The sequence below is a fragment of the [Bacillus] enclensis genome (genome assembly GCF_001456935.1).
GTDB lineage: Bacteria > Bacillota > Bacilli > Bacillales > Bacillaceae_B > Rossellomorea > Rossellomorea enclensis.
On sequence record NZ_KQ758482.1, the window covers coordinates 17,524 to 32,749 of the forward strand.

Annotated in this window: 21 protein-coding genes; 9 read left to right on the forward strand and 12 right to left on the reverse strand. The window is 43.7% G+C overall.

Annotation, left to right across the window (positions count from 1 at the left end; all coding sequences use genetic code 11):
* Positions 1-38: 38 nt before the first annotated feature.
* From AS034_RS00090 to fabL, 3 genes are all read right to left on the reverse strand, one after another.
* Positions 39-299: a YgaB family protein gene (locus AS034_RS00090; protein ID WP_058298039.1), complete on the reverse strand. Its 261-nt coding sequence runs from the start codon at positions 297-299 to the stop codon at positions 39-41.
* 213 nt (positions 300-512) lie between these two features.
* The gene (locus AS034_RS00095; RefSeq protein WP_032086307.1) at positions 513-704 is read right to left on the reverse strand and encodes a gamma-type small acid-soluble spore protein; all 192 of its coding nucleotides are present in this window, start codon (positions 702-704) and stop codon (positions 513-515) included.
* An 87-nt stretch (positions 705-791) separates the two neighbouring features.
* Positions 792-1,535, reverse strand: coding sequence for an enoyl-[acyl-carrier-protein] reductase FabL (fabL, locus tag AS034_RS00100; RefSeq protein ID WP_058296985.1), 744 nt, complete (start codon positions 1,533-1,535; stop codon positions 792-794).
* A gap of 114 nt (positions 1,536-1,649) precedes the next feature.
* On the opposite strand from fabL, the gene AS034_RS00105 reads away from it, so the two are divergent.
* A complete protein-coding gene (locus AS034_RS00105; RefSeq protein WP_032086305.1) occupies positions 1,650-1,874 on the forward strand; it encodes a hypothetical protein in 225 nt (74 codons plus the stop codon).
* Positions 1,875-1,929: 55 nt separating this feature from the next.
* On the opposite strand, the gene mutY is transcribed toward AS034_RS00105, so the two are convergent.
* Together mutY and AS034_RS00115 are read right to left on the reverse strand one after the other, a co-directional pair.
* Positions 1,930-3,030 (reverse strand): A/G-specific adenine glycosylase, encoded by a 1,101-nt coding sequence (gene mutY / locus AS034_RS00110; protein ID WP_058296986.1) that lies wholly within the window; start codon positions 3,028-3,030, stop codon positions 1,930-1,932.
* Positions 3,031-3,083: 53 nt separating this feature from the next.
* On the reverse strand, positions 3,084-3,392 hold the full coding sequence (locus tag AS034_RS00115; protein ID WP_032086304.1) for a hypothetical protein: 309 nt from the start codon (positions 3,390-3,392) through the stop codon (positions 3,084-3,086).
* A gap of 74 nt (positions 3,393-3,466) precedes the next feature.
* On the opposite strand from AS034_RS00115, the gene AS034_RS00120 reads away from it, so the two are divergent.
* Positions 3,467-4,453, forward strand: coding sequence for a metal-dependent hydrolase (locus AS034_RS00120; protein WP_058296987.1), 987 nt, complete (start codon positions 3,467-3,469; stop codon positions 4,451-4,453).
* Between the two features lie 50 nt (positions 4,454-4,503).
* On the opposite strand, the gene AS034_RS00125 is transcribed toward AS034_RS00120, so the two are convergent.
* Positions 4,504-4,782, reverse strand: coding sequence for a YfhJ family protein (locus AS034_RS00125; RefSeq protein ID WP_032086302.1), 279 nt, complete (start codon positions 4,780-4,782; stop codon positions 4,504-4,506).
* 135 nt (positions 4,783-4,917) lie between these two features.
* On the opposite strand from AS034_RS00125, the gene AS034_RS00130 reads away from it, so the two are divergent.
* Together AS034_RS00130 and AS034_RS22150 are read left to right on the forward strand one after the other, a co-directional pair.
* Positions 4,918-5,082: a small, acid-soluble spore protein K gene (locus AS034_RS00130; protein ID WP_032086301.1), complete on the forward strand. Its 165-nt coding sequence runs from the start codon at positions 4,918-4,920 to the stop codon at positions 5,080-5,082.
* Positions 5,083-5,112: 30 nt separating this feature from the next.
* Positions 5,113-5,271, forward strand: coding sequence for a YpzG family protein (locus AS034_RS22150; RefSeq protein ID WP_071620246.1), 159 nt, complete (start codon positions 5,113-5,115; stop codon positions 5,269-5,271).
* A gap of 53 nt (positions 5,272-5,324) precedes the next feature.
* Here the strand turns inward: AS034_RS22150 and AS034_RS00135 are convergent, their stop codons facing one another.
* On the reverse strand, positions 5,325-5,654 hold the full coding sequence (locus AS034_RS00135) for a YfhH family protein (RefSeq protein ID WP_058296988.1): 330 nt from the start codon (positions 5,652-5,654) through the stop codon (positions 5,325-5,327).
* Positions 5,655-5,971: 317 nt separating this feature from the next.
* Here AS034_RS00135 and AS034_RS00140 point away from each other — a divergent pair, with 317 nt between their 5' ends.
* Positions 5,972-6,643, forward strand: a complete 672-nt coding sequence (locus AS034_RS00140) for an SDR family NAD(P)-dependent oxidoreductase (RefSeq protein WP_058296989.1) — start codon at positions 5,972-5,974, stop codon at positions 6,641-6,643.
* Positions 6,644-6,685: 42 nt separating this feature from the next.
* Here the strand turns inward: AS034_RS00140 and recX are convergent, their stop codons facing one another.
* Positions 6,686-7,489: a recombination regulator RecX gene (gene recX / locus AS034_RS00145; RefSeq protein ID WP_058296990.1), complete on the reverse strand. Its 804-nt coding sequence runs from the start codon at positions 7,487-7,489 to the stop codon at positions 6,686-6,688.
* 90 nt (positions 7,490-7,579) lie between these two features.
* Here recX and AS034_RS00150 point away from each other — a divergent pair, with 90 nt between their 5' ends.
* The 3 genes from AS034_RS00150 (at position 7,580) to AS034_RS00155 (ending at position 8,983) form a co-directional block, all read left to right on the forward strand.
* Positions 7,580-8,491, forward strand: coding sequence for a TIGR01777 family oxidoreductase (locus AS034_RS00150; RefSeq protein WP_058296991.1), 912 nt, complete (start codon positions 7,580-7,582; stop codon positions 8,489-8,491).
* A gap of 64 nt (positions 8,492-8,555) precedes the next feature.
* Positions 8,556-8,681, forward strand: a complete 126-nt coding sequence (locus tag AS034_RS22155) for a YfhE family protein (RefSeq protein ID WP_074439932.1) — start codon at positions 8,556-8,558, stop codon at positions 8,679-8,681.
* 113 nt (positions 8,682-8,794) lie between these two features.
* Positions 8,795-8,983: a YfhD family protein gene (locus tag AS034_RS00155; protein ID WP_032086296.1), complete on the forward strand. Its 189-nt coding sequence runs from the start codon at positions 8,795-8,797 to the stop codon at positions 8,981-8,983.
* Between the two features lie 85 nt (positions 8,984-9,068).
* Here the strand turns inward: AS034_RS00155 and AS034_RS00160 are convergent, their stop codons facing one another.
* Both AS034_RS00160 and AS034_RS00165 read right to left on the reverse strand, forming a co-directional pair.
* The gene (locus AS034_RS00160) at positions 9,069-9,572 is read right to left on the reverse strand and encodes a DoxX family protein (protein ID WP_058296992.1); all 504 of its coding nucleotides are present in this window, start codon (positions 9,570-9,572) and stop codon (positions 9,069-9,071) included.
* A gap of 282 nt (positions 9,573-9,854) precedes the next feature.
* On the reverse strand, positions 9,855-11,009 hold the full coding sequence (locus AS034_RS00165) for a nucleotidyltransferase domain-containing protein (RefSeq protein ID WP_244888112.1): 1,155 nt from the start codon (positions 11,007-11,009) through the stop codon (positions 9,855-9,857).
* A 166-nt stretch (positions 11,010-11,175) separates the two neighbouring features.
* Between AS034_RS00165 and AS034_RS00170 the strand changes: the two genes are divergently transcribed.
* On the forward strand, positions 11,176-12,792 hold the full coding sequence (locus tag AS034_RS00170) for an ABC1 kinase family protein (protein ID WP_058296993.1): 1,617 nt from the start codon (positions 11,176-11,178) through the stop codon (positions 12,790-12,792).
* A gap of 425 nt (positions 12,793-13,217) precedes the next feature.
* On the opposite strand, the gene AS034_RS00175 is transcribed toward AS034_RS00170, so the two are convergent.
* Together AS034_RS00175 and AS034_RS00180 are read right to left on the reverse strand one after the other, a co-directional pair.
* A complete protein-coding gene (locus AS034_RS00175) occupies positions 13,218-14,312 on the reverse strand; it encodes a diguanylate cyclase (protein ID WP_032086293.1) in 1,095 nt (364 codons plus the stop codon).
* A 453-nt stretch (positions 14,313-14,765) separates the two neighbouring features.
* Positions 14,766-15,014, reverse strand: a complete 249-nt coding sequence (locus AS034_RS00180; RefSeq protein ID WP_058298041.1) for an MGMT family protein — start codon at positions 15,012-15,014, stop codon at positions 14,766-14,768.
* Positions 15,015-15,226 lie beyond the last annotated feature (212 nt).

Consider the following 15,226-nt stretch of genomic DNA (forward strand, 5'->3'; position numbering starts at 1 on the left):
CATCCTTAATCCTTTGAAATAAAATTTTTGAAAATGAATTATGTCGTGACTTCTTTGTATTCTTCCTGGTAGGAGCGGATGACGTCATCGGTTTGTTCCTGGAAGATGCGGTGGATTTCTTTGAGTTCTCTTTTCTTTTGAAAGATTTCGGTTTTCAGTGATTGTACCTTTGTGAGTTCCTGCAATTCGATCAGTTCATTTTCAAGTTTCTGGCACCGCTCTATTTCTGCCTGAAGAAACAACAGCTTCTCCATTGTCGCCAACTGTTCGGATACTAATTGATTAAATCTTTGCTGCATCAACCTACCATCCCTTCTAAAACAAGTTCTATCCTAAACATTCTCCTCATGCCCGCCAAACCCTTTGACTACATCTGTCATAATCGCACCTCTTTTGTCGATTGCCTAAAAGCATGGAGGGACGGGCCTTTAGCAGACTAAAGGCCCGTCCCTCCATGCTTTAACGTGAAAAAGCACCCGCTGAGACAGCGGGTGCAGCCTGATCAAAGCCGATTAGCGTTGTTGACCAGAGTTTTGACCTTTTTTAGCTTGAGATTGAGCGTTTTGTTGACGCACCTCTTGAGCGTTTGTTTCAGAAGCGAACTCAGTACCGTATTGTTGCTGAGCAGCTCCAGCTTGAGCGTTTTGTTGTTTCACGTGTTGAACGCTAGTACCAGATTGAGTTTTGTTTGGTTGTTTTGCCATTGTAATCACCTCCACGCTAATTAAGATAACCAGGCGTGAGGGAGACTATCCAAAAAATATGAGGAAAAACATTCCATAAATGGACCTTTAAACAAGCAGTGAACGTCCTCCGTCCACGATGATCGTTTGCCCCCTGATCATCGATGAATCATCTGAAACAAGGAACAGAACGGACTTCACAAGATCCTCGATTTCCACCATTCGTCCAGCAGGTGTATTTTTACGTGCATCCTCAAGAAGTTCTTCACGATTCGGGAAATGTTTGAGTGCATCCGTATCAATCGCTCCTCCGGAAACAGCATTGACGATGATGTTCTTTGGAGCAAGCTCTACAGCCAGGTAACGTGTCAGTGCTTCGACCGCTGCTTTCGAGACACCCACCGTCGTGTAGTTATCAAGGTAACGGATGGAACCCAATGAGCTGATGCTGACGATTCTTCCGCCTTTATCCATCAGTTTCGCTGCTTCCTGGGCACAGAACAATAGAGCTTTGCTATTGATGTTCATCGTCCAGTCCCAATGTGACTCTTCAAGCTCCATTACAGGCCTGAGTACTCCTGAGGCCGCGTTGCTGACCAGGACATCGAGACGCCCGAATTCTTCTTTAATCTGTTCGAACATCGATTTGATTTTATCCACATCCCCGACATTCGCACGGACGACAAACGCTTTCCGTCCCAATTTCTCCACTTCTTCTGCTGTTTCCAGCGCTCCCTTTTTACTGCGTGCATAGTTTACGACGATATCGTATCCCTGCTGTGCCAGTTGAATGGCGATTTCTCTGCCGAGTCCCCTGCTGCTTCCTGTCACCAATGCTACTTTTTCACTCACTATAATCATCCTTTCAATTCATTTTCCATATCAAGCAAATGTTTTTTAAAGCATAATCAGCCGCCACTTATTGAAAACTAAGAGAGTTAACAAAAGAAAGGGAGGTCTGATCGTATGTATGTCGGACGGGATATGACGGAGCTGTCCATGCTCCCTAAAAGTGAATGGAAGAAAAGCGAACTAGCCTACTTCCATCATTCACTACAACAAATAGTACCCTATTTGAACACAGAAGGACAATCCATTCATCGGGAAATCGTTGAAGAGATTGAAAACAGGGGTGGATTGAACCGGGGCGAAGCGGACTATACGCATGGAACAAAAACGATTTACGATTAGAAAGTCCTAAGCCCGTCCCTCGATGCTTTAAAGCGCAGAAGGACGGGCCTTGGGTTTAGTTCTTTATGAGTTTCGTTTCTTTCCATATTTTTTGATGAGAGACCGGGAATGCGTATTTTTCCAGTTCCTGTTCAGTTACGGCTATCAGCTCAGTCTCATTTAGTGCACTGCTTTCCACGCTGCCTGCATATACTTCAATATCCCATATGATATGTGAAAATACATGCTGTATCTTGGTGATGGCGCCAGCTTTCAATGAAGCGTCCACTTTATAATCAGCTTCCAGCCTTTCTTCCAGCTGTTTCCTGCCGCTCCTTGAAGTGCTCACCTCGAAATTCGGGAATTCCCACAGGTTCGCGAGCAGTCCTGTTCCCGGCCGTTTATGGATGACAACCCGGTCATCTTCAGTGAAGATCACTGCGGCGGCCATATTAAGTTTGCGTGCGGCTTTCTTTTTTGATTTAACTGGAAGTTCTTCCTGAACACCCTCATCGAACGCACGGCAATGTTCACGTACTGGACACAACAGGCAAGAAGGTGATGTCGGTGTACATATCAATGCTCCCAGCTCCATCAATGCCTGGTTGAAATAAGAGGGATTTTCTTTTGAAATAAGGGCTCTTACAGCTTCTTCAAAGACTTTTCTAGACGATGGTTTTGCGATATCAAGCCAGATTGAAAGGATTCTCGAAAACACCCGCATGACATTCCCGTCCACTGCAGGCTCCGGCTTGCCATAGGCTATGCTGAGGATGGCTCCTGCCGTATAAGGACCGACTCCTTTCAGTGAAGAGATCTCTTTTGGTGTATCCGGAACGATCCCTCCATATTGTTCATGCACTTCCTTTACGGCTGATTGCAAATTCCTGACCCGGGAATAGTAACCGAGTCCTTCCCACGCCTTCAGTACTTCATCTTCTTCCGCAAGGGCAAGCGCATCCAATGTAGGAAATTTTTCAAGGAATCGGTTAAAATAGGGAATGACAGTATCCACTCTAGTCTGCTGTAGCATGATTTCCGACACCCACACTTTATATGGATCACGATCCTTTCTCCACGGCAGATCGCGCTGTTCTCTTGAAAACCAGGAGATTAAATCTTTCTGAAAATCCTCACGTTCAATGGTCTCTAAGTATTTTAACGGTTGTTCTTTCAATTTGTACCTCCAAAGATGTTAGATGTTGCGGTGAATAGGGAATAAATAATGTATTATGAACTTTTTTTCAGCCCGATGCATTTCATTTCTTTCAACCCGCCGCTGATGCAGTCATCCAGCAACCCAAATAATAAATGACCACGGGATGTACGCAAACGTCTGAGAGCATGAAAATGCGCCTCTGTCGGTACAGTGAATGTCTCAATGTATCGATAAGTGTCCGCATCTGATTTTTCCCAGCGGATATCCATTGCGTCATACTGCGGCAGGGACTTCAGGATGTTTCTCATGATCTGCAGGTATTGTTGATGGAGATTTTGCTTGATTTCATATTCAAGATAAATTTGTAATGATTTTTTCATTTGAAATAAACTCCTTTTAACCATCTCATGAAGGGCAGCGAAAACAAACGAATTCAGTCAAGGGAGGACTTTTTTTGGATACAGGTACTCATATCGTTATGGGATTTGCCCTTGGAGGCTTGGCCACGCTTGATCCGGCAGTTGCCGAAAGCAGCGCCACTTCTGCGAGCGTCCTTATAGCTGCGGTCATTGGTTCTCAGATCCCTGACATCGATACTGTGTTGAAACTGCGGAACAATGCTGTCTACATCCGGCATCACCGTGGGATCACACATAGTATCCCGGCCGTTTTGCTGTGGCCCCTCCTTATCGTCGGATGCATCTACCCTTTTTTTCCTGAAGCAAATCTGCTTCATTTATGGATTTGGACATTTATTGCGGTTTTCCTGCATGTATTTGTCGACATATTCAACGCATACGGCACACAGGCCCTGAGGCCGATATCGTCGAAATGGGTCGCTTTGGGTGTGATCAACACTTTTGACCTGCCAATTTTTATCATCCATGTCTTCGGACTTGGCCTGTGGGGGCTTGGTTTTCCGCCTGGCAGGACTTTCCTTGTGATGTATATTGTCATTTTCGCCTATTATGTCCTCAGGTTTCAGGTACAAAAAGCCGTCAAGAACGCTGTGAAAAGAAGGATACCGGAAGCCGAAAAGATCATCGTTTCCCCGACTCTTCGCTTCTTTCAATGGAGGATGGCGGTGGTGACGAAGGATAAATATTATGTCGCAAGGGCATTCAGGCGTTCGATTACGATTTTTGACGAATTCAATCGGATTCCTGTTCCGGATCTGCCGGTCATCACAGCTGCGAAAAAGGATAAAAACCTTGCAGCGTTCTTATCCTTCTCCCCTGTTTACCGATGGGAAGTGGATGAATACGACGATCATTATGAAGTGCGCTTCATCGATCTCCGTTATCGCAATAACGGGCATTATCCTTTCGTCGCACTTGTACAGCTCGACAAAGACATGAACGTCGTCAGCTCTTATACAGGCTGGGTCTTCAGCGAGGAAAAACTCCGTAAAAAGGTAGACATCGACATTTTGATTGATTAACGAGTCAAAGGACAGTCCTTAATTATTTTAAAGGACTGTCCTTCATTATTTTAATGCGTTAAACCTCCGTCTTTACTTTCATGATCAAGAAGGTGTTTGTATTTCGGATTCCTGGCGGCGAATTCATGGATACGGGCACCATAGTTCGTAATCCATTGGCGCACCACTTTTTCGGTCATTTCTTTTCCTTGATATTCATAGCCTGCTTTTGCATAGGTCGTTTCAAAATCCTCCCATACAAGTTCAACCCAGGTTCTTGCCTTCTCATATGAAAGCTCTTCATTTTTTTCGAGTAACAATTCAGTGAGTTCGTGGAATGTCGACTCCATTTCATCTCCTCCTTTTCCATTTGTTTTTATGATAAAGTACAGCGTTCAAACCATACTATTAGTACGTGGCCAAGCTTAGTGGAAGCCTTTGCTTTTTCACGGTGTGAAAGTATAAAACCTTTTAGGAGGCAGATTATGCGTAATAAAACAACAGGATTCCCGAACATGAACAATAATAAGTTCGAAGGGGAGCCGAGAGCGAAAGCTGAATATGCATCCAAAAGGGCCAATGGCACCATCAATACCCATCCTCAAGAACGCATGGCGTCTTCAGGAAAAAGAAAGCAAGACTCAATTTAACGAAGTTCACTTTTTTAGGGGGTAGTCACGATGGGAAACATGAAAAATAATTTCAACCGAAATAAGTACAGCAGTCCATTTAACAAGGCATTCTATAATCCGAAGCATGCCCACTCACAGGCAAATGGACAAACCACGCAAACCCAGAATATGATCATTCTGGAAGCTGAAACACGTAAGCGTTCATAACCTGTCAAGACCCGTCACTCATCGCTTCAAGCGGCGGGAGACGGGTCTTGATTTTATTTTTTGTCAGATTTCAACAGGGAAATCGGCAGGGCCTCTTCCTTTCCATCTCCTCCCAAACGGTAACCCCAGGCAAATACTCCGTTCAGATAGTCAATCTTAAAGAAGACACCGGGATCCCCTTCAATCGGGTAAATGCCGCCGGGCTCATAGTCGTCAGGGTTCTTCAGATATGCCTGCGCCATGAGCGCTTTGCGTTCAAGTACTGCGAATTCATTGACGATTCCCAGCTGCTCTGCTTTTCTTGCCTTTTCTTTCAGGTTTGCGATTTCCTGCTGCAATTCATGCTGTGACATTTCGCTGTATCTTCTTTCTTGCTGTTCCATGTTCTCATCACCTCTACTACTGATTAGTATAGATAAAATGATACAATAAGGAAAGTGGATAGGCTGATTTGATTAATCACGCAGTTGATTTCCGTGCAAGTCTTCGCTTTCCGAGGGTGACCCGTGAGCCTCCTTCAGATTCCTGAGGGATCCACTGTCCAGCTGCAGGGCTTAAAGGCACATGTCATAAGCCTCTGACCAAAGCCCTTCGGCTTTTCTGATAGGAGTCTTCGTCTTGCACTCCAATCACCTGCTTGAGCCGGTAAACAGCCATCATAATAACATAAATAAATCAGAATCAGAAAGGACGATCCATCATGAAAAAAGCGATCATCACAGGCGGCGGCACCGGTCTTGGGAAAGAACTGGGAAAGCTGCTTTCAAAGGACTTTCATATCGTTCTGCTTGGACGTACGAAGGAAAAACTTGAAGAAGCTGCAGGGGAAATAAGAAAGGCTGGCGGCGAGGTGTCCTATGCGGTTCTTGATGTACGTTCACCACTTGAAATTGAACAGGTTTGCTCCACAGAACTCCTTCAAGACGACCTTGGACTGTTGATACATAATGCAGGAGTCGGCTATTTTGGTCCATTTTCAAACACTGGTGATGATGAACTGGAGGCCATGTTTGAAACCAATGTACTCGGACCTATCCGTATAACAAAAGCACTTCTGCCGCAATTGGAAGAGGTGGGAACGACTGTTATCAATATCATCTCCACTGCCGGGCTGAGAGGCAAGAAGAATGAATCGCTTTATGTGGCGAGCAAATTCGCACTGAGAGGGTTCGGTGAGAGCCTTCAAAAGGAATATGAAGATTCGAACCTGAGGGTCGTCAATGCCTATATGGGCGGGATGAATACACCTTTCTGGGATGAAAGTGACCATATCAGCGACCGCTCCCGATTGCGCTCTCCGGTAGAAATTGCGGAAATCATCGTGGAAAAATACAAATCGAATGATGAAATCATCATTGAGTCAAAAAAGTGAACGTAAAAAAGTCGAGGGCCCCCTCGACTTTTCTTCCGTTTTCTATTCCTCTTCTTTTAACACTTCAAGGAGACGTTCGATCTTTTCGATCGCGAATCCTTTCCGGTACAAGGTCTGTTTCATTCTTTGTTCATACTCATAGCCCTCATATTTGGATGACAGCCTTCTGTGAGCTTTCTGTCCCTGGTGATAAAGGGCATCCCACTGTTCGTCCGTATCACGATCTGTATCGATTGTCTCCCAAACGATTTTCATCACTGCGCCGGGATAGCCTTTGCGCTGCAGGTTCTGTTCGATTTTCTGTTTGGCGATCATAAATGAATCTTTCATGTACTTCTTCATGAGCTTTTCTGAAATGGCTGCTGCTTTGTCCACCTGCATTTCAAACGTAAAAGCATCGAGTGCCTCTTCAATATATGGATCATCGACACCTTTCCGGTATAATTCCCCTCTTATCCAGCCCGGGCCTTTGTCAGAAGTATTGATCTGGGTCCCTGTGAAAGCCTTCGCGAATTCTAAATCATCAATATACTTCATATCCTTTAGTTTATGGATGACTTCCCCGATAATGGCTCCGTCTAACTCACTGTCCTTCAAATGATCGCGGATTTCTTTTTCTGTCCTCATTCTGTAGGACAAAAAGTGAATCGCCTTGTTCAATGCTTTTTTTACATCATCGTCATATTGCACTTCAGAGATTTCGAGTTCATCCACTTCAAGCCCTTTTCTCAGGCCGAATTTGGCTAGCACCACTTCATCAACGCTGAACGCATACTTGCCGTCTATAAATAAGTTATATCTTTCATCATTTTTCACTTGCTTCGTAATTTTCGTAATGACACCCATATTTTCCACCTCCTTCTTAATGTAACACATCCGAGTATGTTTTTAATTCTGCAAATAGGTAAAATAATAACTATAACTGGAGGGATAATCATGAAAATTGCCATTACCGGAGGAACGGGGTTTGTCGGGCAGGCAGTGACCCGTGAGCTGCTGGACCACGATCATGAAGTTGTCATATTGACAAGGAGCCCTGAAAAATATGAAAAAAGACGGGGAGTCACTTATGTGAAATGGCTGACAGACGACTCTCATCCACAGGATGGACTTGAAGGTACAGAAGTTTTCATCAATCTTGCGGGTGAATCGATCAACAGCGGCAGATGGACCGATGAACGGAAGAAGCGGATCATAAACAGCCGTATTACATCGACGCAGGAAGTCATCAGTATCATGAAGAATCTGACGCATCCGCCTTCCTGTCTGATCAACGCAAGCGCAATCGGATTCTATCCTTCTTCTACAGAAAACACGTACACGGAAGCGTCTGCTGAGAAAGCAGATGATTTTCTCGGGGAAACGGTTCAAATATGGGAAAATGAAGCTTCGAAAGCTGAAAAAGCAGGTTTCAGGGTCGTCTATACCCGATTTGGCATCATTCTCGGCGAAGAAGATGGCGCCCTTCCCCGCATGGCCCTTCCCTATAAATTATTTGCAGGAGGCACGGTTTTACCCGGGGACCAGTGGATGTCCTGGGTTCATATTGATGATGTTGCAAAGGCAATACGCTTTTCTGCAGAACATGGGGAGATCTCAGGCCCTGTAAATGTTACAGCCCCCACACCGCTCAGAATGAAAGAATTCGGGATCACTCTTGGAAGTGTATTAGGCAGACCCCATTGGATACCGGTCCCTCCATTTGCACTGAAAATTGCAATGGGTGAAATGAGTCAGCTTGTACTGGAAGGTCAGAAAGTACTGCCAAGCGTCCTTTCGGAGAACGGCTTTCAATTCGAATATCCTGAACTTGAAAGCGCACTCGTGAATATTTATCATTCGAAATAGGTATGTCCCCTTCTAATCAAGGTAAAAATAAATACTAAATCTTGAAAGAAGGGAAGTACATAGAATGGATAATAAACGTAAGAAAGACAAAGACAGATCAAAACTGTCAAGTATGCAGGAAGTCACTTATTCGAAGGAATTCAAAAGAGCTGACCGCGCAGCGGGATTCAGCCCCAAACGTCATACGTAAGCAAATATTACCTAACTAAAAGTCCCTCTTTTGCTAAACAATAAAGGTACAAGTTCACTTCAAAGTGATGCTTGTACCTTTGTTTTTAACCTGACAAAAAGGGGATGTTTGTATTGGGCAGATCTCGAGGACATAAAAAACACGATAAAAACCAAAACAGCCTTCCACAGACGCCGGCTGCGTTAAAGTCAGACGGTGTGGACGAAGAGTTCTCAAGGGAGCTTGCCGATCAGGCTGATATGGAAGCACAGGCCCGCGCTAACGCTGCGAACCAGCGTGCACGTGTAAAGAAAAACCAATAGCAGCCCCTCACGGTTAAAATCAGTGGCGTGAGGAATTCAAAAGAAGCCGCCCGGAATCAAATCCGGGTGGCTTTTTCCGTTTTATTTAAACGACGATTGCTTTTTTAGGATGGCCGCCTTTTTTATGGAAGAGGTTCTGTTTCAAATAAGGCATCACCCAATGATCTGCGCCCCAGTAATATGCTCCTTTTCCGGTAAAGAGAAGGATTACTGCAACAGTCAGTAGAATCGGATTCGTGCTCACTGTGCCAGCCATAAGGAAGTTCAGATTCATGAATGCCGCTGCGACCAATGCAGGAATTGTCATCAGTCCGGTAATCAAACCTAAACCTGCAAGGCCTTCTCCCCAAGGGATAAGAATATTGAATAATTCAACATTCGGTACAGCAAATTCTTTTAGAAACTCTGCATACCAGCCCTGCACCGCCGGATTTTCTCCTGCAGCCTTGGCAATCGCCCCCTGCAGGAAGCCGCTTGCGTCAAATCCATCCTGTATCTTATGCCACCCTGCTTCAAGCCATTTAATACCAAGCCAAATCCTGAACACTGTCCATACAACACTAACTTTTTCATTATGCCACCATTTCATGATGGTTCATCTCCTTGTGTTTTATTGTGAAATATTTCACAAATACAAGTAAAAAATAATTCATTCAATCAGCTGATATTGCGGTTTGTTTGTGAAATGATTCACATTTACTTTACACTTATAATATACTCCTTCCACCTCCTGCTTGCAATAGACATTGGCACAGTTCATAAAGCTGTCAAAATTCTCACCTAAAGGTGGTGGGACTTTTCAAAATTTGAACATCATGCTTTTGAAAAGTCCTTCTTCTATAGTAAAATTGATCCTGAATTCAAGTTAAGCTTACACTACCATATTCACAATCTCTTCCACCCACTCTGCCTGCTCATCTAATCCAAGCAATGCAGAGAGGCGGCTATGTACATCCTTGAATTCCATCGCGATATTCTTCATCACTTCAAGAATTCCTTCTGGATCCCTTCCGGTGCTCCAGCCTGCCAGAAGTTCCTGCTCCCTCTGATCAAAGGGAGACCTTTCCCCTTCATACTTAGACCAATCCCCCGGGGCATTCGGCTGTCTGCCGCTTGTCATATCCCATCCGGCGGCCACCGACCACCTCATCATATCCAATGAGTGCAAGGCATAATAAAGTTCTCCCCTCATCACCCTCCTGTAGACTTCATGCATATGGGCAAAGAATTTACTTCTCCACACCTCGAATTCTATCAGCGAAGGTTCATAATAAAGGTCTCTTGATTGTTCACTGACTGCAGTGACGATTCCATTCGGATCATATTCTATCTGTGTTTCTTCTTTTAGATAGAGGGAAGGCCTCAAATCTTCTTGCTTATAGTAAAAAGCATCCACCTTCACAAAGTTTTTATAGTGTGCTACCGTGTGCATCGCCCATGGAAAATCCTCGTAAAATAAGACATCTCCCCATCGCTCTGCCCTTCCCTTTTTGTTCTTTCTGTATTCTTCATACATTTCATCGTTAACTACAATCCGTAAATCAAGATCGGAATAACGATCGTGATTGCCTCTTGCCATTGATCCGCCGTAGAAAAAGGCGAGTATATGTTTATCATTTTCCAGGTCTTTTTTTATATATTCCTTGATTTTGTCCCGTTCGCTGATTAATTTGGCATCTCTTTGTTCTTGATTTCTTTCTACACTCACTTCCTCGCCCCTCTCTTTCACTAGATGGAAGTTCTCCTCCCTGATCTCATTTATTTCAGAAACGAGGAGAGCCTGAAATTGCTTAAATAAATCTTGGATTTCTTCTTCTTGATTGATGAACTGGATGCTTCTTTCATACTCTTCTTCGTTTCTATAGCGGGTAATTTCCATCCATTTTGAAGGGTCATCCCTGCTTTTAAGATGAAGTGAATGGGAGTCTATATGGCGGCTGTAGATTTCCCCTGCCTTTTCCTGAATTTCCAAGTACTCTGTTTCTTTATCCGGCTGGATATGATATTCATAGACTTTAATAAACATCTGTTTAACTCCATCCTCTCCCTGCCAACTAACGTAAATAGATAGTAGTACTTGAATTTTACCACATATTACCTTCCTCTTTCTTTTCATTTCAGTTATTGTAAGAGTAAATAGAATAGACTTGGATATTGAATGATAACGGAAGATTTCGTATGGAGGATGGGACATGAAATCACATAATAAGCTTTGGAGAATGTGGAAAATCATTTCGCTTGCTGTTTCGATTGTCTTCAGGACGTATTGGTATGAGCTGAGGGGAAAATCGGAAGCAGAGAAAGACCGATTGTGGGAAAGGATCGGGCATGAGTTCAAATCAACGTTGTTTGAACTGAACGGGGTGCTGATCAAAGTAGGTCAGCTGATGAGTATACGAGAAGACTTGCTGCCAAAAAGCTTTGTTGATCAGATTAAAGATCTGGTGGACCATGTCCCGCCTTCTCCATGGGAAGAAATAGAAAAGGTTCTGGAAAAGGAGTGGAAGTCTCCTGTCAAGACGAAACTGGAAACGATCGATAAGAGCGCAGTAGCTTCAGCTTCAATAGGGGAAGTGTATAAAGCGTGCCTTACAGATGGGACACCGGTGGCAGTTAAAGTTCAGCGTCCTGAAATTCCTGCACTGGTCAAGACCGACTTCAGGTCGCTTTCCATCATTCTGTGGTTTGTAAGACATTTTGCACCGATCCCAAAAGGATTTATCAATTTTAAGATGCTTTATAAAGAACTGAAACAGGTTATCGAACAAGAGCTTGATTTCTATAAAGAAATGAACACGGCTATTAACTTCAGAAAAAGATTCAGTGAACATCCGGGTGTTAAAATCCCGAATGTCTATCCAGAACTGTGTACAGATAAAGTACTGGTCATGGAATGGGTGGAGGGTGTGCGTCTTAACGACACTGTCCGGATTTCAGGCTTCGGTCTGGAAGGCGAAAAACTAGGTCAGCGTTTATTTCAACTCTTCCTTCCACAATGGCTGGAGGCCGGTACATTCCATGCAGACCCTCATGCAGGGAACATATTGATTCAGCCTGATGGGACCTTTGTTTTATTGGACTTCGGAATGGTCGGTGAAATCACGAAACGCGACTCTGTTCATTTTCAACAACTGCTCGAAGGAATCTTGTTGAAAGACTACCATAAAGCAGCAGAAGCCCTTTCGCAATTAGGGTTCTTATTACCGGAAGCAGACCTTAAGAGCATTGAAAGAATGCTGGAGGAATTTGTATCGATCGACATGGAACAATTCAAACAGATGGATCTGATTTCTGTAAAAAAAGAGATGAACGATATGATGAAGACCCTGCCCATACAGGTCCCGACCCGCTTCATTTTCCTTGGCCGCTCGTTTGCCACGGTGGAAGGGCTTGTTTATACCCTCTGCCCTGAAAAAGAAACACTCGATATCATGAAGCCCGCTTTTCTTAAATGGGTGAAATCCACTGATCGCAGTAAATGGGACCTGCTCCTTAAATGGATAGGATCCCAACCTCTATTCCAGGGAATCCATAAAGTCCGTCAACTGATTGAAATTCCCGATCGATTGATTATACAAAAGGATGATCAGCAGATAAAGAATTTCCGATTTACACTTTACGAAAATCAAAAGAAGCATGCTTTTATCCTCTTTGTCACAGGAATGATCTTTTTCAGCTATGGCTTTCAGGCAGATACAGAAATCCTTTGGCAAGGGGGCACAGCAGTTTCAGCAATTGGGCTGGCAGGTTATCTCATTACTGGTATGAAACAGAAAAAGTGGTTGAAAAAAATTAAAAATCGCAGTTGAATTGTAAATTCTCATGTCTAAAGACAACCATTTTAGATTGGACTTTATACAACGCTAATGATTTCCGTGCAAGACTTCGCTTTCCGCGGGTAGCCCGTGAGCCTCCTCGGCAAGCCTGCGGGAAGAAAAGCGAAGGGGCTTTGCTAAGAGGCGGTTGGAATAAGGCGAAGCGACCAAGAAGTTGCTCTTTGCCTTCTTGGTCGGTTTGACTTATGACATTTGCCTCTTAGTCCTGGAGCTGGACAAGTCTCACATAAGCTACTTTTCCCGCAGGAGTCTACGTCTTGCACTCCAATCAACCGCTGAATGAGCTTAACCCTAATTGTACAAAGAACAAATTAAAAACCCGAACTAATTTGCCTCACCTTATGCAAATTAGTTCGGGTTTTACTTAGACTAAACAACTTTTGTCCCAGCCTCTTTCATTATCTGTATGAGCATTCCCAGCTCGTACATACGATATTTCTGCCATTTTGTTTGGCTTTGTAGAGGGCTTCATCAGCATCTTGAAAAAGGGACTCTTCTTTCTCTTCCACAGGATTGAACGCTGAAACCCCTATGGAGACAGACAATTGGAGTTTCGCCTGATCCGGCAGAAGAAACCCTTGTTTAAATACCGCTTCCCTTACCCTGCCGGCAATTTCTTTTGCATCTTCAACCGTACATTTAGGAAGGAGAAGCGAAAATTCCTCTCCCCCATTCCGGGATAAAATGTCACCCGATCTTGTCAATCTGCTCAATAATTCCGCAAGTTGTTTTAATACTTCGTCACCCGCCTGATGACCATAAGTATCATTGATCTGCTTGAAATGATCAACATCAATCAGGCATATTGCGCATGTTTCATTTTCCTCGATCGCTTCTTTGACAATACGGTTATAATGGGTGTCAAACGAACGGACATTATAGAGGCCAGTAAGCGCATCCCGCTGGGCATTTTCTTTATATTGATAATAGCGTTCGCTCGTTTTTCTAATATAATCAACGAAATACAGTGTCAGATACCCCCCGATGAGTGTACTGACAATGTGAAACAAGGCATAATCAAGCACGGTGCTGTAATCTTCAACGACGATATAAAGCGCAGCAGAGAAAATCAATTGACTGTACAGGAGCAGAGCGGTCCACCTTTTCCAGGGCCCTCCTTTCATATACCTCACGATCAAGCCTGCTCCACCTGCAATGGTAAGCATCATATAGAGCGCAACATAAGACGAGAAGTTGACGTCGATCAGAAAACGGCCCGTTATGATGACAACAGCTGAAATGATCGTCGGCAGGAATCCTCCATAAAACGCTACCAGGATGACCGGGATGTGCCTGAGATCAAGGATCGTGATATTATTGACACCGATGCTGTAGTGCATAAGGATGACACCAAGTAAACCCGCCAGTATACCATCGACTATTTTTATGTAGAATGGTGAACTCATGGTCAGCCTGTTTTTCCTGAACAGCTGATGCCACACAAACGTGAACGACATTAGGAGCGAAATATTTATTACTAGATCACTAATCATATCTGGATCTTTCCTCACATTTTTTGTATAGGTAAATTATACCGTATTACCGTATGAGTTTTCACGTTTTATTTAAATTTTACTCTAATCCCGCTTTTGGTTTCCGTGCAAGACTATGCTATCAGGGGGTGACCCGTGAGCCTTCTGATATGAACGAGACCACCAAAAAATTGACCCACACAGATTTTGGTTATGTTTTTAGGCAATCTTAAATAGACAAGCTCTTTTTGACTTCTCTACTTATTTGGTTCCATACATTGCCGCTATTTATTTCCGTGCAAAACTTCGCTTTCCGCGGGCGGTGGGACTTCGCTCAGAGGCGGGTGGCATAAGAAGAATTGGCCACTTCTCCCGAAGGAGTCTTCGTCTTGCACTCCATTCAAAAGCTGAATTTGACTTATATATTCTTATCTCACTAAACTCACTTAATGACCTCTTACTATTCATCCGGCATCATAACAGGTGATGTCGATATCGTCCCAAATCTACTTTACCTTTATCATTTAAAAGTACACCTTCTGATTGAAGGAGGTGTTGTTGGTAATTGTATTGTCCTTCTTCTTTGAAACCGATTTCCCCTTTGCTGTTTATGACCCGGTGCCAGGGGAGATCATGTTTGCTGCTCATTGAATGGAGGATTCTTACCACTTGCCTGGCTCCTCTTGGACTTCCGGCGTATGCGGCTATCTGCCCGTAGGTCATGACTTTCCCGGAAGGAATGGATTTTATGATGGCTATGGCTTTTTCTGTGAAACGTTCCAAATGATTTTTACTCCTTCACAATTGATATGTTTAGTCTTCCTGATTATATGCAATAGTAATAGAGGATGAAAGAAAGATGCAGATAAAGTCTCTTTCCTACACTAATCTATACTTTTATATTAAACTAAACAGTAGCAAATTTGAGAGGACGT